Origin of the sequence: Nocardia sp. NPDC059764, assembly GCF_042732555.1 — a bacterium.
GTDB lineage: Bacteria > Actinomycetota > Actinomycetes > Mycobacteriales > Mycobacteriaceae > Nocardia.
This window is the reverse complement of the sequence record NZ_JBHWHH010000037.1, coordinates 30,442-50,821: the sequence shown is the minus strand read 5'-3', so window position 1 is coordinate 50,821 and position 20,380 is coordinate 30,442. Positions and strand designations below refer to the sequence as shown.

At 66.0% G+C, this 20,380-nt stretch carries 18 protein-coding genes and 1 pseudogene; 11 read left to right on the top strand and 8 right to left on the bottom strand.

Annotated features, from left to right (window positions below; genetic code table 11):
- Positions 1 to 388: 388 nt before the first annotated feature.
- From ACFV4K_RS11175 to ACFV4K_RS11165, 3 genes are all read right to left on the bottom strand, one after another.
- Positions 389 to 586, bottom strand: coding sequence for a hypothetical protein (locus tag ACFV4K_RS11175; RefSeq protein WP_379273968.1), 198 nt, complete (start codon positions 584 to 586; stop codon positions 389 to 391).
- 103 nt (positions 587 to 689) lie between these two features.
- A complete protein-coding gene (locus ACFV4K_RS11170) occupies positions 690 to 1,370 on the bottom strand; it encodes a hypothetical protein (RefSeq protein WP_379273967.1) in 681 nt (226 codons plus the stop codon).
- Complete coding sequence (locus ACFV4K_RS11165; RefSeq protein WP_379273966.1) at positions 1,370 to 1,606, bottom strand: hypothetical protein; 237 nt, start codon at positions 1,604 to 1,606, stop codon at positions 1,370 to 1,372. The genes ACFV4K_RS11170 and ACFV4K_RS11165 overlap by 1 nt, the downstream gene beginning before the upstream one ends.
- A 140-nt stretch (positions 1,607 to 1,746) precedes the next feature.
- Here ACFV4K_RS11165 and ACFV4K_RS11160 point away from each other — a divergent pair, with 140 nt between their 5' ends.
- A complete protein-coding gene (locus ACFV4K_RS11160; RefSeq protein ID WP_379273965.1) occupies positions 1,747 to 2,001 on the top strand; it encodes a helix-turn-helix domain-containing protein in 255 nt (84 codons plus the stop codon).
- A 637-nt stretch (positions 2,002 to 2,638) separates the two neighbouring features.
- Here the strand turns inward: ACFV4K_RS11160 and ACFV4K_RS11155 are convergent.
- Positions 2,639 to 4,045 (bottom strand): SpoIID/LytB domain-containing protein, encoded by a 1,407-nt coding sequence (locus ACFV4K_RS11155; RefSeq protein ID WP_379273964.1) that lies wholly within the window; start codon positions 4,043 to 4,045, stop codon positions 2,639 to 2,641.
- 318 nt (positions 4,046 to 4,363) lie between these two features.
- Between ACFV4K_RS11155 and ACFV4K_RS11150 the strand changes: the two genes are divergently transcribed.
- Complete coding sequence (locus ACFV4K_RS11150; protein ID WP_379273963.1) at positions 4,364 to 6,379, top strand: N-acetylmuramoyl-L-alanine amidase; 2,016 nt, start codon at positions 4,364 to 4,366, stop codon at positions 6,377 to 6,379.
- A 1-nt stretch (position 6,380) separates the two neighbouring features.
- Here ACFV4K_RS11150 and ACFV4K_RS11145 read toward each other — a convergent pair whose 3' ends face one another.
- Complete coding sequence (locus tag ACFV4K_RS11145) at positions 6,381 to 7,181, bottom strand: HAD family hydrolase (protein ID WP_379273976.1); 801 nt, start codon at positions 7,179 to 7,181, stop codon at positions 6,381 to 6,383.
- A 226-nt stretch (positions 7,182 to 7,407) separates the two neighbouring features.
- Between ACFV4K_RS11145 and ACFV4K_RS11140 the strand changes: the two genes are divergently transcribed.
- The 6 genes from ACFV4K_RS11140 to ACFV4K_RS11115 are packed head-to-tail and all read left to right on the top strand — an operon-like array spanning position 7,408 to position 15,163.
- On the top strand, positions 7,408 to 8,382 hold the full coding sequence (locus ACFV4K_RS11140; RefSeq protein ID WP_379273962.1) for an ABC transporter permease: 975 nt from the start codon (positions 7,408 to 7,410) through the stop codon (positions 8,380 to 8,382).
- Positions 8,382 to 9,308 carry an ABC transporter permease gene (locus ACFV4K_RS11135; RefSeq protein WP_379273961.1) on the top strand — a complete coding sequence of 309 codons (927 nt, stop codon included), beginning with the start codon at positions 8,382 to 8,384 and terminating at the stop codon, positions 9,306 to 9,308. The genes ACFV4K_RS11140 and ACFV4K_RS11135 overlap by 1 nt, the downstream gene beginning before the upstream one ends.
- Positions 9,305 to 11,164 (top strand): dipeptide ABC transporter ATP-binding protein, encoded by a 1,860-nt coding sequence (locus tag ACFV4K_RS11130; protein WP_379273960.1) that lies wholly within the window; start codon positions 9,305 to 9,307, stop codon positions 11,162 to 11,164. Before ACFV4K_RS11135 ends, ACFV4K_RS11130 begins: the two co-directional genes overlap by 4 nt.
- A 41-nt stretch (positions 11,165 to 11,205) precedes the next feature.
- A complete protein-coding gene (locus ACFV4K_RS11125) occupies positions 11,206 to 12,837 on the top strand; it encodes an ABC transporter family substrate-binding protein (RefSeq protein ID WP_379273959.1) in 1,632 nt (543 codons plus the stop codon).
- Positions 12,838 to 12,854: 17 nt separating this feature from the next.
- A complete protein-coding gene (locus tag ACFV4K_RS11120) occupies positions 12,855 to 14,522 on the top strand; it encodes an ABC transporter family substrate-binding protein (RefSeq protein WP_379273958.1) in 1,668 nt (555 codons plus the stop codon).
- Positions 14,519 to 15,163, top strand: coding sequence for a hypothetical protein (locus ACFV4K_RS11115; RefSeq protein WP_379273957.1), 645 nt, complete (start codon positions 14,519 to 14,521; stop codon positions 15,161 to 15,163). Before ACFV4K_RS11120 ends, ACFV4K_RS11115 begins: the two co-directional genes overlap by 4 nt.
- On the opposite strand, the gene ACFV4K_RS11110 is transcribed toward ACFV4K_RS11115, so the two are convergent.
- The gene (locus ACFV4K_RS11110; RefSeq protein WP_379273956.1) at positions 15,160 to 15,912 is read right to left on the bottom strand and encodes a lysophospholipid acyltransferase family protein; all 753 of its coding nucleotides are present in this window, start codon (positions 15,910 to 15,912) and stop codon (positions 15,160 to 15,162) included. The genes ACFV4K_RS11115 and ACFV4K_RS11110 overlap by 4 nt on opposite strands.
- A 222-nt stretch (positions 15,913 to 16,134) precedes the next feature.
- Between ACFV4K_RS11110 and ACFV4K_RS11105 the strand changes: the two genes are divergently transcribed.
- Entirely contained in the window at positions 16,135 to 17,679 is a 1,545-nt protein-coding gene (locus tag ACFV4K_RS11105) for a Rieske 2Fe-2S domain-containing protein (RefSeq protein WP_379273975.1), read from the top strand.
- Between the two features lie 54 nt (positions 17,680 to 17,733).
- On the opposite strand, the gene ACFV4K_RS11100 is transcribed toward ACFV4K_RS11105, so the two are convergent.
- Both ACFV4K_RS11100 and ACFV4K_RS11095 read right to left on the bottom strand, forming a co-directional pair.
- Positions 17,734 to 18,663 carry a DMT family transporter gene (locus tag ACFV4K_RS11100; protein WP_379273974.1) on the bottom strand — a complete coding sequence of 310 codons (930 nt, stop codon included), beginning with the start codon at positions 18,661 to 18,663 and terminating at the stop codon, positions 17,734 to 17,736.
- Positions 18,664 to 18,684: 21 nt separating this feature from the next.
- Positions 18,685 to 18,900, bottom strand: coding sequence for a hypothetical protein (locus ACFV4K_RS11095; protein WP_379273955.1), 216 nt, complete (start codon positions 18,898 to 18,900; stop codon positions 18,685 to 18,687).
- A gap of 595 nt (positions 18,901 to 19,495) precedes the next feature.
- On the opposite strand from ACFV4K_RS11095, the pseudogene ACFV4K_RS11090 reads away from it, so the two are divergent.
- Positions 19,496 to 19,708 (top strand): annotated as a pseudogene (locus tag ACFV4K_RS11090) (helix-turn-helix domain-containing protein); the annotation flags it as partial.
- A 12-nt stretch (positions 19,709 to 19,720) separates the two neighbouring features.
- On the top strand, positions 19,721 to 20,380 hold the full coding sequence (locus tag ACFV4K_RS11085) for a DUF5753 domain-containing protein (protein ID WP_379273972.1): 660 nt from the start codon (positions 19,721 to 19,723) through the stop codon (positions 20,378 to 20,380).

The window sequence follows — 20,380 nt, the reverse complement described above, 5'->3', positions numbered from 1 at the left end:
CCCGCGGGAAGCGATTGCGGGTGGGGCCGTCCGTGTGGCACCCCTGTGCTGCGGCATCTGCGACCGCGGACCACCTGCGGGAGACGGGCGCACGAGGGGTGGGCATGCGGCGTGCTCTGAACCCGCGTTGTACCTGCGAAGGGTTTTCGGGGGCGTGCCGCATGAGGTTCGAGAAGGGCGTGGTGCCGGCGAAGTTTGTACCGGGGCAGCGGATCTCGGTTCAACACCGGATCCGAGAGTGGAACCTGGTGTTGGAGTGAAGATTTCCCGGAAGATTCGGGAGGAAGGCGCAACTGTGGCGCTGCACATAGCTTCACTTAAGCGACGAGGAAAGTCAACAGTCCAGTCTGAATTTCTTGAAAGGTGCTGGTAGGAGCCATCTTCGAAGTCACCGCAACCGACCGGAATCGGGCGTGATGTGGCCGGCGGCGACCAACACCTGGAAGGCCGCCGCCTTACGCGGGCACTCACGCGCGGGACATTCGCGGTGCAGGCGCATGACCTCGTGCGCGCGATCCGTGGACAGCGGATCGGCGGGAGCTGTGTGCGCTGCGAGCTCGATCAGCTCGAGAAGGGTGTAGTTCATGAGGGCCTCCACGGGACGGCGGAAACGACGAAGGCCGCCGAACCGCAGCTGAGCGGTGGTTCGGCGGCCTGGGCGACAGGGGTGATTCGGGCGGGACAAGCGATCACGCGGTGGACTTCCGGCGACGCATCGGGTATTTCAGATGGGCGTCGAGTACGTCGCCGACCAGGAACAGTTCCGGCCAGTCGGGTGCCCAGGGCCCCGGTACGGGCGCGACCTTGCCCGCGTCACGCAGGGTTTGGATGCGACGGACGGTGACAGTCCGGAACGGATCACCCAATTCCTGTGCCAGGATGGCGATTCCGGAGACATTGAGGCGCGCCCGGCGAGCGGCCTCGACCGATGCGGCATCGATCACGAAGCGCTGCGCCGGCGGGCAGACCACCCGTTCGGCGGCTTCGACAGCGGCGCGGATGTCCGCGGGAGCGGACTCCACCCCCTCGGTCATCGCCAACGCGATCAGGTTCGTGCGCAGCCACGCGGCGAGTCCGGCCGTCGAGGTCGGGCCGCTGTAGTCGAGAGCGCGCTGTTCGCACACCAGGCGTACCCAGCCGATCAGACTGGCGTGCAGGTGGTCACGAACCCTGGCCGCGCCGACACTGAAAGGCAGCGGCTGATCACTGGTCCGTCCACTGAGCCGGGCATTCGCCGCACCGAGTCGAGACCTGCCGTTGACGGAATCCGCGAGGTCCTCGACCAGATCCGGGATGCCGGCGAGCAACTCGGCGAGCTCGCGAAGGGCACCGACTTCGAGATACAGGTGGGCCGACCCGTCGCCTGTCATCACGCCACCTCCGAATCCACATGGGCCGAAGTCGGAAGTAGCTCGGCAGGCTCACGCCCCAGCGCGCACGCGACGAGCACTAGATCGGCAACGCTGAACGGCGCAATCGCGCCCATTTCGGCAGCAAGCGAAGTCGCACTGAGGCCGGTTCGGGCAATGATCTGCCCCAACCCCACGCCCGCCTCACGCATCGCCAGTGCCACCCTGTCGGCGATATGTCGATCTAGAAAGTCCATACGGGCCACCATAAGGTCCATACGGACCTTCAACAAGTCCGAACGGACTAGTTATCTGATCGTTACATCAAGATGGGTTTGGACATACTCCAGCCTGGGTGTGTTTGCAAGAATTCCGTTTGGACCTCATGATGGTCCATATGGAACTGCGGGATCTCCACGACGGCATCAACCGCGCAGTGGGTGAAGAGCTCCGCGCTGCCCGCGCCCGGCGCGACTACACGCGAGCCCAGCTCGCGGCCGCGTCAGGTGTCGCGGTCAGTACGATCCAGCGCTTCGAGAACGGGGAGCGCTCCCCCGATATGCATCAGCTGTTCGCGCTATGCAATGCACTCGGCGTTTCGCCGCTCGAGATCATGGAGCGTGCCGTGCAGTTCGTCAAGGGAAGCGGGTAGCAACTCCCCCAACTCCCAGCCGATGACCTTCGATGCCAGGAAGAGATCGGCCACCGTGGCCTCCCCCCGCACGATTCGCTGCGCCACTTCGACGCCCAATCGGGTTGCTACCAGAGCCAAGCTTTCCGAATCGAAAACCTGGACGAACCACTCAACCATTGCTTCTGCGAGCACAGCGCAATTGCCCCTTCTTCGAGCCCGCATTCAGCGGACCACCAAATCCGTCGACCACGATCGGGTCATGAAAGACCGTCGACGAGTCGATGGTGGCAACACGGCGCTACGCCGAGCCTGGTCGACCCCCTCGACAGCAACTACCGCTCCGCCCGGCCCCCATGCCGCGCGGCCTGCACAGACCTAACGCATTCATCCACCTGTCTGTGATGCCCTGGGGCACAACGCCTTCGAATCAAGGTCAACGTGCGGAGTATACACATTCCGCCAGACAACTATCGATTCAAGTCTCGCCCAATGCATCTGGCTATTCAGCCGCTCATAGAACTACCAACAGGTAAGGGTTGGCTATATCGCGCAGCTACGGTTTGGCACTGAAATCGGTTGGCATTAAGCAACTTTGACTTACACCTCCGCGCGCATATGCGCTTGCGCGGTGAAAGGCAATGACCAATCGTGCCAATTACTCTGGAGACTGGTGATTCACCGCCGGAGCGGTGGGCTGAGGGACGGCGTAGGTCGGGCGAGCGGGTGTGGAGGGGGTTGGGGTCGCGACAGCCCGGGGAGTCGGGGTGACGGTGGGGACCGCCAGGGGCTGTGGGGGTGTTCGGTCGGGGAGTCCGCGGGTGTCGGAGTGCAGGGAGTTCGGGTCGGCGCTGCCGGGACTCGGGAGGGGGACGACACCTCGGGTTCGGTTGCCCGGGTTCGGGCGAGCCGGGGTATCCGGTGTGACATTGCTTGGGGTTGTGGGGTTTTCGGCGCCCGGAACGGTCTGCTGGGCGTAGGACGGATCCGTGTAGGTCGGAGTGCCGGCGCCGGGGGTGGTGATCTCCGGGGCGGCGCCGGTTTCTGGATCGAGTTCCGTTGGGGTGGTGTCTGTTTGGGGAGACTGCGGGGAAAGCAGGCTGGGGAGGAGGCCCGGGGACTGGACCGCGGGGAAGTCGGTGAGGGCGGGGCCTATTTCCATCGCCGAGGCGGGGGTCAGGGGGCCGCCGTCGGGGGCTGCGGAGTATTCGGCTCGGAGGATGTGGTTGTCGCGGACCAGGACTCGGCCGGAGGTGGACTCGACGGCTTCGGTGGTGCGGGGGTCCTCTTTGTCGGTGCCGAGGTACATCTGGCAGTCGGTGGTGTCGCAGGTTTGGGCGTAGGTGTAGCGGTTTTCGGCTAGGGCGTAGGAGCGGGCGGCGATGGCTTGGGCCTTCAGGGCTTCGGTGCCGCCCTGGTCGGCCCAGCCGGGGATCATTTCGGCGGGGACCACGCCTTTGAGGTAGTCGTCGAGGTCCACTTCATTGACGGTGCGGAAGGCGTCGCCGTCCAGGGCAACGCCGAGGACGCCGCGGAAGGCGTTGCCGCCGCAGATCTCCAGTTGTTCCTCGGCGGGGCGGGCGGTGCCTTCGGTGACGGGGTAGGCCCAGGGGTCGTCAGTGGCGCCCTCCCACAGGGTGTCGCCGTCGCAGCCCTGGGTGATGGTGACGTCCGCTCCGGAGGCGGTGGGGGTGAGGTGCGCGGCCTGGCCGGGGATGACACGGCGGCCGGCGACGTAGAAGACGGAGTCGGAGACGACGTCGAGGGTTTCGTCGTCCTGCTCCATGATGCGCACTCGGACGGAGGTCGCGCCGATGTCGGCGAGGTCGGCTCCGGAGTAGTAGTTCGCGAGGATGCGGTCGGCGGTCCAGCCTTGGGCGGCCTTCTCGAACGCACCGTTCTGGCTCAAGCCGCGGCCGTGACCGGCGCCCACGGTCAAGTGGAGGGCGTTCTCGGGCCAGGCCCACGCGAGGAGGGCGGTGCCACCGGTGGTGGCGGCGACAGCGAGGGACAGGGTGAGCAGACCGCGCCGTCTACGGCGCTCGGCTAGGTACCCGTTCGGCATGTCATACCCGTTCTCTCGAGGGCTGAAGCTACATTCGAGTTACTCAAAGCTAAGCCTCAACCAAACGTTCAGGGAATGTGACAGTAGGGACTAGTGTGATCGTTGATGCGCCAAGTAGCAAGCTTGTGCTCGGGGCGCGGTTAGACCGATTTACCTGAATGGGAGATGCTTGTGCCGTATCGCAGACCGAAACATGCCTACACGCTCCCGGTAGTCACCGCCCTCGCGCTGACCGTGCCCGTCGGTGTCCTCGCCCTGAGTGACATCCGGGATGTCCGGAATGCGGATGAAAGCAATTTGGCAGCTATACCAGCACAAATGGCCGAAGTCGCCCTGGCCTCGGTGCCCGATATCGTGCTGCCGCTGCGTGAGCTGACCGGGCTGGATCTGCCCGATCTACGACTGTCCGATCTGCGGATGTTGCCGCTGCCCAGCGCGATTCAGATCCCCCAGAACCTGATCCCGGGCGTGCCACTGCCGACCGAGATCCCGCTGCCCAAGCTCAACAATTCCCAGCCACAGCCCGTCGGGCCCGCCCCGGCTCCCGCGCCGCACGCCGTCCGGCCCACCCTGCCGGGCTCCCTCCCCAACGCCACACCGGTGGTCCCCGGCTCCGCGAAACCGAACACCCCTGCGGGGGTGCCCGGATTCATCGCCGAACCAGGTCCGATCCCGACCGCGGACAACCCGGCGGCCCCGGGCCCGCACCCTGTCCCCGGTCTCGCCGGCGACCTGCGCACCCCCGCCCTCTCCCCCGGCGCGGTCCCCATCGACCTGGTCGACAAGGTCGGCGCGCAAGTCAAGGAGCTCTCCCGCGACACCCCGTTCAGCATGGTCGCGCTCACCGCGGCCGATGTTCTCAACGCCACCACCAAGATTCGCGCCCAGCGCCCCGACGGCACCTGGGGACCGTGGTACGACGCCGAGTCCGAATCCGGCAGCGACAAGTCCCAGCCGGGCAAGCGCAAGGGCACCGAGCCCATCTACGTCGGCAACACCAAGACCGTCCAGATGCTGGTGACGCCGAAGGCGAAAACCGTCTCCACGCCCGCCGAACCGACTCCGCTGGACGACAGCAAAGCCGATCCCGCGCAGATCAATCTGGAGAAACTGGCCGCGGTGCTGATCGATCCGGGCCGCGGCAGCATCGACGAGAACCTCACCTCGGTGGCCGCGCCGCTGCCCGGCGGCGGTCCGAAGGTGATCTCCCGGGCGCAGTGGGGCGCGGACGAGTCGCTGCGCTGCGAGGAACCCACCTACGACGACGGCGTCTCCGCGATCACCGTGCACCACACCGCGGGCCGCAACGACTACACCAAGGCCGAGTCCGCCGGCATCGTGCGCGCCATCTACTCGTATCACGCGAAGACGCTGGGCTGGTGCGACATCGGGTACAACGCCCTGGTCGACAAGTACGGGCAGATCTTCGAAGGACGCTACGGCGGGCTTGACCGCCCGGTCGAGGGCGCACACGCGGGCGGCTTCAATATCGACACCGCGGGCGTCGCGCTGATGGGCGACTACGAGGAGGACGATCCGACCGACGTCTCCATCCAGGCGCTCGGCAAGTTCATCGGCTGGCGGGCCAAGCTGGCGGGCTTCGACCCGCAGGGCTCCTCCACCATGTACTCCGAGGGCAGCGACTACACGAAATACGCGCTCGGGCAGGCGGTCAAGCTGCCGAACATCTTCGCCCACCGCGACGTCGGCAACACCACCTGCCCCGGTGACGCCGCCTACGCCCTGATGGACAAGATCCGGCAGATCGCCGCCGACGCCGCGGGCGGCACCAGCGCTGTCGCCCCGACCAGCCCGAACCGGGACCGGCCCGGTCAGAACGCGGGCGCGAACCCGCAGGTCCAGGCCGCCCCGGCGCCGCCCGCGCCCAGTTCCAGTGAAGCGGACCTGGCCGCCCTCGCCGATCTCACGCAGCGGATCCTCGGCATGCTCGACCGCAGTGCCGTCGCCCGCTACTGGAACGAGCAGGGCGGCGCGGAAGGTCCACTGGGACAGCCGAAAGCGGAACCGGTCGCCTTGGCGGACGGCGGGCAGTACGGGCAATTCACGAATGGATTCGTGTATGCCAATTCCGCCGGGCGGATCGTTTCGGTGGTCGGGAAGATTCTGGAGCGATTCCTGCAAATGGGCGCGGACACAGGCATTCTCGGCCTTCCGACCTCGAACGAATATCCGGTCTCGAATGGCGTCCGCACCGACTTCCAGAACGGTGCACTGATTTTCGACCGAATGACCGGGATCGTCACCACCGTGCTGAAGAACTACGGCGCGGTCCAGGACCCCATCAAACCCATTCCCGCGGTGGCGCCCAACTAGGTCAGGACCACCAGCGTTCCAGGGTGCGGGCCACGCCGTCGTCGACATTCGAGGGAGCCACCTCGTCGGCGGCGGCGATGGCCTCCGGGTGGGCGTTCGCCATGGCGACGCCGTGACCGGCCATGAGCAGCATCGGCACATCGTTCGGCATGTCACCGAAAGCGATCACCGAGGAATGCTGGACGCCCAGCCGCTGCGCCACCGCGGCCAGACCCGTGGCCTTGGTGACGCCCGGCGCGGACAACTCGATCAGGCCGTTGTCGGTCGAATAGGTGAGATCGGCGCGGCCCTCCAGGTGCGGTTCCAGGGTGCTGCGCATGACGGCGCTGGAGGTTCCGGGCAGCCGGATCAGCATCTTGATGGCGGGGGAGGCGATGACCTCGGCGCGGGAGACCTGGGTGTCGTCCGGGTTCAGCCAGGCGTGCTCGTATTCGGGGGAGCTGACGAATTGTGGAGTGGCGGCGTCATGGGCGGTAGCGCCAACTCGTTCAGCGGCCAGCCCGCAGCCGGGGAGCAGACTCTCGGCCAGATCGGCGAGCCAGGTGAGGGTTTCGATATCGAGGGTCCGGCTGTCCAGCACCCGATCCGAGGCGCTGTCGTAGATGACCGCACCGTTGCCGCACACACACAGCGGCGCGTACCCCAGCCCCTCGACCACCGGATCGATCCAGCGCGGCGGGCGGCCGGTAGCGAGGACGAAAGGCACCCCGTCCGCGATGAGGGCTTCGATCGCGGCCTTGGTGCGGGCGCTGACCTGCTCGCGGTGGTCGATGAGCGTGCCATCCACGTCGGAGGCGACCATCTTGGGTTTGGGCAGGTGAAAGAGCGTCACCTACTCCATCCTGCCTCGAGCCGCGACCCGTGCGCCCGTGGATTACGGACGATGCCGTACAAACGAGACCTTTCCGGCACCACCCCTGGCCGGACCGGGTAACACACGGATTGCCGGGGCGTCCGCGGTCCGTACCCCGCGTTTCCCCACTCCACTCCTTATGATCTGGGGCAGAACTCGACCCCGAAAGGGAATGATGGCCGGTTTTCTGCTGCGACGTGCGCTGAACTATGTCGTGCTGCTGGTGCTGGCGTCGTTCCTGGCGTTCACGGTGGCGTCGCTCACGTTCACGCCGCTCGACTACCTCGAACAACGCAATCCACGGCCGCCCCAGTCGGTGATCGAGGCGAAGCGCGCCGAGCTGCGCCTCAACGATCCGATCCCGGAGCGGTATCTGGCGTGGGCCGGGGGCGTCGTGCACGGCGACTTCGGCAAGACCCTCGCCGGACAGCCGGTCAAGGACGAGCTCGGGCGCCGCATCGGCGTCAGTCTGCGGCTGCTGGTGATCGGTTCCATCGTCGGCACGGTGCTGGGTGTGCTGATCGGTGCGGCGAATGCGGTCCGCCAGTACAAGTTCAGTGATTATCTGAGCACCATCGTATCGATGCTGCTGTTGTCGACACCGGTGTTCCTGCTCGCGACGCTCCTGAAATACGGTGCGCTCGAGATCAATCTGGCCACCGGGAAGCAGATCTTCCTCTATACCGGCGAGACCTCGGCGACCGCTGTGCACGGCCTGTGGAACCAGATCGTGGACCGGGCCCAGCACATGCTGCTGCCGACCCTCGGCCTGGCACTCGGTGCGATGGCGGGGTACAGCCGCTACCAGCGCAACGCGATGCTCGATGTACTCGGCAGCGACTTCATCCGCACGGCCCGTGCCAAAGGCCTCACCCGAACCCGCGCGCTGTACAAGCACGGCCTGCGCACCGCGCTCATCCCCATGGCGACGTTGTTCGCGTACAGCTTCGGCGGTCTGGTCACCGGCGCGACCTTCACCGAGAAGATCTTCGGCTGGCACGGCATGGGTGAGTGGCTGGTGGATTCCATTCACGCCCAGGACATCAATGTCGTCTTGACGGTGACGCTGTTCGCGGGCGTGGTGATCCTGTTGTCCGGGTTGCTGTCCGACATCGTGTACGCGTTCCTCGACCCCAGGGTGCGTGTCTGATGACCGAAGTGGAGACCATCGTCCAGGGTGCGCCACAGGTCGCGGCCGCGGGCCGGCGCAAGCTGGTGTGGCGGCGCTTCCTGCGCAACAAGATCGCGGTGACCGCGGCGATCGTGCTGATCCTGTTGTTCGTGATCGCATTCACGCTCCCGCATTTCCTGCCATACGCCTACACCGACATCGACACCACGTCGAAACTGAAGCCGCCCAGCGGAAAACACTGGTTCGGCACCACCTCACTGGGCGAGGATGTGCTCGCGCAAACCATCCACGGCCTGCAGAAGTCGCTGGTGATCGGTTTCGGCGCGGCCCTGATCTCGGCGGTCATCGCGACCACCGCGGGCACCGTGGCGGGCCTCCTCGGCGGCTGGACCGACCGGGCCATCATGTGGCTGGTCGACCTGCTGCTGGTGATCCCGAGCTTCATCTTCATCGCGCTGTTCGCCCCGAAGACCAAGGGCAACGACTCGGTGATCCTGCTGGTGGTACTGATCGCCGTCTTCGGGTGGATGATCTCGGCGCGTATGGTGCGCGGGCTGTCGATGACACTGCGGGATCGCGAATTCGTACGTGCTGCACGGTATATGGGCGCGTCGACGTGGACGATCATCACCACGCACATCGTCCCCAATATCGCCTCGATCCTGATCATCGACACCACGCTGGCCGTCGGCGGCGCGGTGATGTCCGAAACCGGTTTGAGCTTCCTGGGTTTCGGCGTGCAGCCGCCCGACGTGTCGCTGGGCTCACTGATCGGCGACTACTCCAAGAACGCGCTCACCTACCCGTGGACGTTCATGTTCTCCGGCCTGTTCCTGGTGATCATCGTGGTGTCCGCGAACCTCATGGGTGACGGGCTCCGCGACGCCTTCGACCCGAGCGCGAAGAAGGCGCGGGCCCGGCAGGCACGAAAGGCCGACAAATGAGCCAGGATTCGGCCAAGATGACCGCTCCGCTGCTGGAGGTCTCGGACCTGCGCGTGTCCTTCCCCGGTGAGGAAGGCCGCGTCGAAGCGGTGCGCGGCGTGAACTTCACCGTCAACGACGGCGAGGTGCTCGCCATCGTCGGCGAGTCGGGGTCCGGCAAATCGGTGTCCTCGATGGCCGTCATCGGCCTGCTCCCGGAGCAGGCGCGGGTGCGCGGCTCGATCCGGCTGCGGGGACGAGAACTGCTGGGGCTGGACGACAAGGAGATGTCCACGCTGCGCGGCTCCAAGGTGTCCATGGTGTTCCAGGACCCGCTGTCGGCGCTCACCCCGGTCTACCGGATCGGCGACCAGATCGCGGAAGCCCTGCTGGCGCATCGCAAGATGAGCAAGCAGGAAGCCGCGGCCAAGGCGGTGGAACTGCTGGACCTGGTGGGCATCCCCGATGCCGAGCAGCGCGCCAAGGCCTTCCCGCACGAGTTCTCCGGCGGTATGCGCCAGCGCGTGGTGATCGCCATGGCCATCGCCAATGATCCCGAACTCATCATCTGCGACGAGCCGACCACCGCGCTGGATGTCACCGTGCAGAAGCAGATCCTGAACCTGCTGCGCAAGGCGCGCGACATCACCGGCGCGGGCGTCGTGTTCATCACCCACGACATGGGCATCGCGGCCACCCTGGCCGATCGGGTGGCTGTCATGTACGCGGGGCGGATCGTCGAAACCGCTCCGGCGCAGGAGCTTTTCGCCGCGCCCCGGATGCCGTACACCGTCGGCCTGCTCGGTTCCATCCCCCGCATGGACGGGCCGGCGCGGTCGCCGCTCATCCCCATCGTCGGCAATCCGCCCGCCATGCACGCGCTGCCGCCCGGCTGCTCGTTCGCCCCGCGCTGCCCGGTCGCCATCGACGAGTGCAAGGCGGCCGAACCACCGTTGCAGGACACCTCGCCCGGCCACCGGGCCGCATGCATCCGCACCAGCGAGGTGGGCAGCAAAGACCTGTTCACGGCCTACCGCAAGGAGATCGAGGTCCCCGAGGAAACTGTCGAGGTCGACACCTCGACTGTGGTGCTGAAGGTGACCGACCTGCGCAAGACCTTCCCGCTCACCAAAGGCGTGGTGTTCCGCCGCACGATCGGTAAGGTCAAGGCGGTCGACGGGATCAGCTTCGAAGTCCGGGCGGGTCGCACGCTAGCGCTGGTCGGGGAGTCCGGATCCGGCAAGTCGACGACCCTCACCCAGATCATGGATCTGGTGCGCCCCGAGGGCGGCAGCATCGAGATCCTCGGCAATAACGTCGCCACCCTGACCAAGCAGCAGCGCCGCACCATCCGTCGCAAGATGCAGATCGTCTTCCAGGACCCGTCCGCGTCCCTGGACCCGCGGCTGCCCATCTCCGACGCCCTCGCCGAACCGCTGCGCGTCGACGGGCGCTCCCGCGAGGAGATCGATCGGCGGGTGCCGCAACTGCTGGACCAGGTCGGTCTGCGACCGGAGCATTCGGACCGGTACCCGGCGGACTTCTCCGGCGGTCAGAAGCAGCGCATCAATATCGCGCGCGCCCTGGCCCTGGACCCCGAACTGCTGGTGCTGGACGAGCCGGTGTCCTCGCTGGACGTCTCCATCCAAGCCGGTGTGCTCAACCTGCTGCGCGACCTACAGGCCGAGCGCGGTTTGTCCTATCTGTTCGTCTCACACGACCTGTCAGTGGTGCGTAATCTTGCCCACGACATTGCGGTCATGTACCGCGGGCAGATCGTGGAATACGGTCCGGCGGAACGAATCTTCGCCAGTCCGGAGCACGAGTACACCCGCGCACTGATCGACGCGGTGCCGGTTCCGGTGGCGACCCGTTAGGAAGAGGGTGTCGGATGCGGATTGGACGAGCCTGCGCCGCAATGGTTCTCGCGAGCGCACTGGCCGGGTGTAGCAGCGCGGGCGATGCCCCGACCGGGTCCGCCACCCTCGGCACGACGGCGAATGTCAACGCCCATCCGCGGGACGACCTGCGCGACGGCGGCAACCTGCGGCTGGCCATGACCAACTTCCCGGTCAACTGGAACACCCTGCAGATCGACGGCAACGACGGCGAGTACTCGGATCTGATCTTCCCGATGATGCCGCGCGCGTATAGCACTGACGCCGCTGGCGATCTCACCGTCAACCACGACTACTTCACCGACGTGCAGATGACCTCCACCAGCCCCCAGGTGGTCACCTACACGATCAATCCGAAGGCGGTCTGGTCCGACGGCAGCCCCATCACCTGGGAAGACCTCGCCTCGCAGGCGAATGCTTTGAGCGGCAAGGACAAAGCGTTCCTCATTGCCATCAGCAACGGCTTCGACCGGGTCGACAAGGTGGAGCGCGGCGTCGACGACAGGCAGGCCGTGGTCACCTTCCGCCAGCCCTACGCCGACTGGCGTGGGCAGTTCGCGGGCAATTCCATGCTGTACCCGAAGAACGTGACGCGCGACCCCGAGTCGTTCAACAAGTCGCTGCTGCAGGGCATTGGCCTGACCGCCGGGCCGTTCATCGTGCAGTCCACGGACAAGGCCCAGGGTCGAATCGTGCTGGGCCACAACCCGAAGTGGTGGGGTGCGGCGCCCAAGCTCGACACCATCACCACCAGCGTGCTCGACCGGTCGGCGTGGACCGCGGCGCTGCAGAACAACGAGCTCGACGCGGCTCCGCTCTCCGATCTCACCGACGTGCAGAACGTGCGGACCATCCCTGCGCTCCAGGTGCGTCAGGCTCCTAGCAACCGGTGGCGGCACTTCACCTTCAACGGCTCGCCCGGCTCGCTGCTCGCCGATCCCGCACTGCGCGTGGCTATTTCGAAGGCCATCGATCGGCAGCGGATCGCCGACACCGTACTCAATGGCCTCACCGATCATCCACAACCGCTCAACAACCACGTTTTCCTTCGCGGCCAGCACGGCTACCTGGACAACAACCTGCCCTTCGACGCGGACGCCGCCGCCAAGGAACTCGATGCGCTCGGCTGGGTGCGCAAGGGCGACGTGCGCGAGAAGGACGGCAAGAAGCTCGTCATCCGCGATGTCATGTACAACGACCCGACCTGGGTGGACATCGCCAAGCTGATCCAACAGGACCTGGCCCGGATCGGCGTAGGGCTGACCATCGACACCAAGCCCGGCGACCGCTTCTTCTCCGCTGTCATCCAGCCCGGCGATTTCGACGTGTGCGAGTTCACCTTCCAGGGCGACGCCTTCCCGCTCGCCTCGATCCCGCAGATCTGGGGCCTGTACCCGAATGACGTGCAAGCCAACTACGGCCGCATCGGATCCCCCGAGCTGAACACCCTCATCGACAAGACGCTGTCGGAGATCGACCCGGCCAAGGCCATCGAGCTCGCCAATCAGGTCGACCGGAAGGTCTTCGAGGAGGGCCACTCGCTGCCGTTGGTCCAGTCCGTCGGCAATTACGGGGTACGGTCCGAACTGGCCAATTACGGTGCGCCGGGACTGGCCTCGTACGACTACACCATGATCGGGTTCTTGAAATAGGGCGGAAGGAGCGGTCCATGCGGATACGTTCGACCATGATTCGACTCGCGATCCCCATGGTCGCGGCTGGATTGGTCGTGACCGGGTGTAGTGCGGGCGGAAGCGAAGGCGGGACCGCATCCCTCGGCACCACCAATGCCATCAATCCGCACCCGCTCTCGGACCTGAAAGACGGGGGGAATCTGCGGCTGTCACTGACGTCGTTCCCCTCCTCGTTCAACGCCTTGCATGTGGACGGGAACACCCAGGACACCGCCGACGTCGTCTCGCCTACGCTGCCGGTCACCTTCGTGAGCAATGCCGCGGGTGAGCTGAGCGTCAACCACGACTTCTTCACCGACATCCAGCTGACCTCGACCACGCCGCAGGTCGTCACCTTCACCATCAACCCGAAGGCGGTCTGGACCGACGGCACTCCCGTCACCTGGGAGGACATGAAGTCGCAGTGGCAGGCGCTGAACGGCACCAACACCGAGTACCAGGCGGCCTCCACCTCGGGCTACGACCACATCGGCAAGGTCGAGCGCGGCGTCGACGACCGGCAGGCCGTCGTCACCTTCGCCAAGCCGTACGGCGAGTGGCAGGGCGTGTTCGGCCAGCTGTTCCCCAAGGCGAATACCGAGACCCCGCAGGCGTTCAACGACTGGGCGCGTAACTCGCTGCCAGTGAGCGGTGGTCCCTTCATGATCACCAACATCGACCGGACCCAGAACCGGATCACGTTGAGCCGCAACCCCAAGTGGTGGGGTGACGCGCCGAAGCTCGAGAACTTCACCTTCAGCGTCCTTGACTACTCGGCCATCGTGCCCGCGATCCAGAACAACGAACTGGATGAGGCCTACGTCTCCGGTCTCGAGGCCGTCACCGGCGCTCGGCAGGCTCCGAACGTCGAGATTCGCCGCGCCGCCGAACCGACCTACAGCTTCATCGCGTTCAATGGTGCGCCCGGCGCGCTCTTCGAGGACGTGAAACTGCGCCAGGCCATGGCCAAGGCCATCAACCGGCAGGTCATCGTCGAAACCAGCCAGCACGGAATCGTCGACGAACCCAAGCCCCTCAACAACCACGTCTACATCGACGGGCAGAAGGGCTACCAGGACAACTCGCAGAGCGTGGCGTTCAACCTGGACCAGGCGGCCAAGGAGCTCGACGAGCTGGGCTGGGTGATGAACGGCGACGTCCGTGAGAAGAACGGTCGCAAGCTGGTCATCCGGGATGTCATGTACCAGCAGGACTCCTGGGTGAACACCGCCAAGATCATCCAGGCCGACTTCCAGAAGATCGGCGCCAAGCTGGAGATCCAGACCGTGCCCGGCACCGGTCTCTTCACTAATGTCATAGACCCCGGCAACTACGACCTCGCGCAGTGGAGCCGCAGCACCAGCGTGCTGCCCATCGGCGCGCTGCGGCAGTTCTACTACTACGACCCGAAGAACTGGCAGGGCAACAAGTCCCGCCTCGGTTCGCCGGAGCTGAACGCCGTCATCGATCAGGCCGAGGCCGAACTCGACAAGGACAAGGCCATCGAACTGGCCAACAAGGCCGACAAGATGATCTGGGACGAAGGGCATTCCATGCTGTTCAACCAGGCGTCGGGCACCCACGCCGCCCGCACCAACCTGGCCAACTGGGGCGCGTTCGGGCTCGCGTCGATCGACTACCTGAAGGTTGGCTTCCTCAAGTGACCATCCGGACGGGCCATCCCCTGGCCTATCCGGCGCTCGTGACGATCGGGACCCTGGCGATCACCATCGCCTGGGTCCCGATCGCTGATCCGGAGCAGGTGGCGATGTTGATCGCTGTCGCGGCGGTCATCCTGGGCTACACCGGGTTTCGGTTCGCGGTCGCGGTCGGGTATCTGCCCGCGGGGGTGCGGGGTCGGGAAGTCGCCGTACGTCGCGTTCGACAGCAGCATCGGCTGGTGAGTCGGTCGTGGCTGGAGTTCACCGTCAACGGTCGGAATCGGTGGTTGCCTGTGTATTTCGAACCGGGGCTGGTGACGCTGACACCGCAGCTGGCGGAGATCGATGTGCGCACGATGTCCATTGACGGGCGGCGGGTGTATCCGTCCGGGCGGGTGCGGGATTCGGAGCCGGTGGGGCGGCTCGTCGACAATCCCGAGCGGGCGGATCCCGAGGCGATCGGGCGGACCGGGGTGGGGCGCCGGGTGTTGTTGGATGCGCAGTCCGCAGTGGTGGGGCCGTTCGCGGGGTTGCTGTGGGTTTATGTGGCAGGGGGCGGGGTTGTGGCATTCGTGGCCGCCACCGTGGTGGGGGCGGCCACGGCCACGTGGTTGTCTGCCGTCCGGGGGTCGGATCCGAGTTAGTCGTCGGACTGCTGGGCTCGGCGGGCGGCCTTCTCCTCGGCTTCCAAGCGGTCCATCTCGTTGGCCTCGTCGAGGGTGGGGGCGCCGCCGCCCAGGCGGGACGGGACCCAGTAGGCGCCGGGCTCGTGGGTGTAGTCCTTCTGCAGGTCGAGGAGCATGTCGTGCATGGTGCCCTTGAGCTGCTCGGTCAGGGCCCAGGCTGGTTCGAAGGGCTGGATCGGCTTGCCGACCGCGATGGAGATGGGAGTGTTGGTGCGGCCCAGGCGCTTCGGGTGGCCCTTGGTCCAGACGCGCTGGGCGCCCCAGATGACGATCGGGATGATCGGGACGCCGGCCTCGATGGCCATGCGGGCCGCGCCGGACTTGAAGTCCTTCAGCTCGAAGCTGCGGCTGATGGTCGCCTCGGGGTAGACGCCGACCAGTTCGCCGGCCTTCAGGCGGGCCACGGCCTCGTGATAGGAATCCGCGCCGGCCGACCGGTCCACCGGAATGTGCTTCAGCGCACGCATGACCGGGCCGGTGATGGCGTTGTCGAAGACTTCCTTCTTCGCCATGAAGCGGATGTAGCGCTTCGTGGTGCGGGCGGGCAGGCCCGCGTAGGTGAAGTCCATGTACCCGGTGTGGTTGATCGCGATCACCGCACCACCGGTCGACGGAATATTGTCGTCGCCCTTGATGGCGAACTTCAGGCCCTGCAGCGCGAAAACGGTGCGGGCCAGCCCGATGATCGGGTAGTAGACGGGTTCCACAGTTCCGCTAGCGTAGTCGCTGCCCGCGCGGCATCCAGTGATCCGGGTAACAGCATTCCGTTTTTGGTGTGACGCGGTGACACTGAAACCGGTCCGATGCGGGTAGTCAGACGAAACAGATATACATCTCGAAGTCGGGCACCGAGGGGTTACTGCATCGGTGACGTCTCCGGCCAGCCAGTAGTCTGGGTGGCTGGTAACGGTCAGGGAGGAATGAAGCTCGTGCAGATCACCAGCGTCGGACACGCCGGATTCCACATCCGAACCGCGGCCGGAACGATCCTCTGCGATCCATGGGTCAATCCGGCCTATTTCGGGTCATGGTTCCCGTTCCCCGACAACACCCAGCTGGACTGGGACGAGCTCGGCAACTGCGACTTCCTCTACGTGTCGCACCTGCACCGCGATCACTGGGACGCGAAGCTGCTCGCGGACAAGATCAACAAGGACACCACCGTCCTGCTCCCCGACTACCCGGTGCCGGACCTCGAGCGGGAGCTTCGGGCGCTCGGGTTCACCAAGTTCGTGGAGACCGAGGATTCCGTCAAGACCACTGTCACCGGTCCCGGCGGCGACCTCGACATCATGATCATCGCGCTGCGCGCGCCCGCCGACGGGCCGATCGGTGACTCCGCGCTCGTCGTCGCCGACGGGGAGACCGTCTGCTTCAACATGAACGACGCGCGGCCCGTCGACATGGACGTGCTGCACGACTCGTTCGGGCACATCGACATCCACCTGCTGCAGTACTCCGGGGCCATCTGGTACCCGATGGTCTACGACATTCCGACCAAGACCAAGGCCAACTTCGGCAAGCAGAAGCGGCAGCGCGGCATGGACCGCGCCCGCTCCTACATCGAACAGGTCGGGGCCACCTGGGTGGTGCCGTCCGCCGGTCCGCCGGTGTTCCTCGACGACGAGCTGCGCTACCTCAACGACGACCGCGGCGACGAAGGCAATATCTTCCCCGACCAGATCACCTTCCTGGATCAGATGAAGATCCACGGGAACGAGGGCGGGCTGCTGCTGATTCCCGGCTCCACCGCGGATCTGCGTGGCAAGGAACTGCTTTCGCTCACCCACACGGTCGACCCCGACACCATCTACGGCGACAAGGCCGCCTACATCGAGGACATGGCCCAGCGCATGGCTCCCGTGCTGGCCGCCGAGAAGGCGACCTGGGCGCCCGCCGAGGGCGAGCCGCTGCTGCCCGCGCTGAAAGCCAAGTTCGAGCCGATCATGAAGCAGAGCGACCTCATCTGCGACGGCATCGGCTACCCCGTCGGCCTGATCATGGGCGACGAGACCGTGGTGCTGGACTTCCCCAAGCGCGAAGTGCGTGAACCCGTCGAGGGAGAAGGCAAGTACCGCTACGGATTCCGCATCGCGCCGCAGCTGGTCCGCACCGTGCTGCGCGACGACGAACCCGACTGGGTCAACACCATCTTCCTGTCCACGCGCTTCACCACCTGGCGCATCGGCGGATACAACGAATTCCTCTACACGTTCTTCAAGTGCCTCACCGACGAGCGCATCGCCTACGCCGACGGCTGGTTCTCCGAGGCGCACGACGACACCGCCTCCACCGAACTCGACGGCTGGGAAGTGCAGCGCCGCTGCCCGCACCTCAAGGCTGATCTGTCGAAATTCGGTGTGGTGGAAGGCAATACGCTGACCTGCAACCTGCACGGGTGGCAGTGGGACTTGGAATCGGGGCGTTGCAAGACCTCCAAGGGCCACGAACTGCGGTCGAAGAAACTGGTCTGATTCGTAGCATCGCGGCCGGTACCGGGTGCCGGCCGCGATCGGCGAATACCCTTGTCACGCGCGGGATCTGGCGGCGATCGCCACCGCCACGAAGGTCAACGCACAGCCCACGACGGCCAGGGCCGACAGGCCGAGACCGGTCGGCGCCACCACATCCAGCACCACCGACGCGAGCAGCTGCCCCGCCACCGAGCTGAGCCCCAGGAGCAGCACGCCGATCCAGCGCACCACGGCCACGGCCAGCGCGACGAACGAGATCCCGATCAGGCCGCCCAGATACAACCACGGCTCGGTCGGCGGCGTGTGCAGACCGCCACGCCGGGTCAGCACCACCGATTCGATGACGACCAGGGCCGCCGTGCCGGTCGCGAAATTGGCCAGCGTCGCCGACAACGGGCCGCCGACCGCGCCGACCCGGCCGTTCACCGCTTGCTGCCACGCCACCAGCACGCCCGCGACCAGCGGCAGGACCACCAAGAGCACCGAAGCCGCAGAGCGTGAGCCGGTGTCCGCGCCGCTCCTGCCGACCACGGCGAGCAGCACCGCGACCAGTCCGAGCACCGCGGCGCCGACCCGCAGCGCCGTCACGGGCGTCGGCCCGCCGGGCCCCCAACCGAGCCGATCCACCACCAGACTGCTCGCCAACTGGCCGGCCACCGTGGCCACGGTGAACGCGGTGACGCCGATAGTCGCCACCGTAAGTCCCTGACACGCCACGAAATACGCGCCCGACAGCCCGCCCAGCAGCTGCCACCAGCGCAGCTCCCTTCGATCCAGCGCGGCCCGCACCTGCCCGATGCCCGCACGCAACCGGCCACTCGCCGCGAACGCCACCGCCAGAATCAGCAATCCACTGCCGAAACTGATCGCCGCCGCCGCGATCCCATCCCCCAGCCGCTCCCCCAACTCCCCATTGATCCGCGCCTGAACGGCCACGGCCGCACCGATGGAACCCCCGAACGCCAACCCGACCCACCGCCGCATCGCCACCGCCCGATTCTCCCCTCACCGGCGGCGTCCGCGACCGACCGGCCGGATCGTGAGCGCGGCGGCCCGGAGCTCGGCCCGATTCTCGGCCTCGATGCGCGCCCGGATCGCGGCGACCGAGTAGCGATCCCGCGCGTGCCGGGCCGCCGACACCGGCGCGTCGTGAGTCATGCGGACCGCCGCCAGCGCGCACAGGATCACCGTCGCCGCCGCGAAGATCAGTTCAACCAGCATCGGAGTGCCTTTCGCTCGGTTCCACCGTCCTGCCGCACAGATACGCGGCCGCACTCGCCTTCCGCGGACACGCCGAATCGCACTCGGCATGAATGGCGAGAATCCCCTCCGCCCGCTCCCGGGAAATAGGGACGATCCGCCCATTCGCGCAGTGATCCTCGGCCCACGCTCCCGACCGGGCCGCGGTCATTTGCGCTCTCCATCGAAACGCCTTGCCGTACTGACGAATCCCTCCAGCACCGCCCGCGCCCGCCGCCGCACCCGGCACACATCTCGATCGCAATACCGGTGCACCTGCCATGCGAGCTGAGCAGCAACCCGCGTCAACGGCACCGGATCCGACTCACAATCAAGCAGATTCATCACAAACCTCTCAATCGGTGCGAATAGGCGCGTCCGGCGAGGGTGTCGGAGTGGAGTGCACCCTCAACCGGACGCAATCCCAGGGCATCAGCGATCAATCACTGCCACAATGCTTATGGTGAACATTCACCGGAAACCCAGCAGCGTTCTTGCCATGAATCGTGATCGTTCTTGCTGTGAATACTCAACGGATTCACCATGAATACGTACTCGACCCAAACCGGGAGGTACCGTGAGCGCGACATCCGATCCAGCCCTTCCGCGGCGTCAACTCGGGCGCTACATGCGAGAGCTGAGAACCGAAGCGAATCTGACGATCGCCGACGCCTCCCGGATCATCCAGTGGAGTCCGTCGATGTTGCAGCGGATGGAGACCGGGCGGCTCGAGAACCCTCGTGAAGTCGACATCCGGGCTCTGTGCAAGGTCTACGACGCGAACCTCGAAACCACCGATGCCATGGTCGATCTCGGCCAGCAGGCGAACGAAAAGTCCTGGTGGCATGACTTCGGAAATGTCATGCGGCGCGGCTTCCACGTCTATGTCGGCCTCGAGGCCGTCGCTCGATCACTCCAGATCTACCAGCCGGAACTGATTCCCGGCCTGCTCCAAACCGGCGACTACGCACGGGAGCTCATCGCCGCGGGCCGATTCGGGTCGACCGAAACGGACCAAGGGGTTCGGCTGCGGCTCCGCCGACAGAAGGCGATCCTGCGCACACACAGGCCGATGCGGGTGGACGCGGTGATCGGCGAGGCCGCGCTGCGGCGGGTCATGGGCAGTCACCGCATCATGGCCATCCAGCTGCGGCGTATCGACGAGCTGATGAACAGGGACAACATCAGCATCGGAATACTGCCGTTCTCAGCGGGTTACCCAACCCGAGAACCGCTGGGCCAGTTCGTAATCGTGAACTTCGGCGACGACGGCCGAGCCGGAGACGGCGAGCCACCGATCGTCTACCAGGAGGGGCTCACCGGTGAGCTGTACCAGGAACGAGATACGGCGGTTCGGCTGTACAAGGAAGCGTTCGACGCACTCGAGAACTCGATGTTGAATATCAGCCAGAGCCGAAACCTGATCCGAGAACTAATGAGAGAGCACGAGCGCGCACAATGA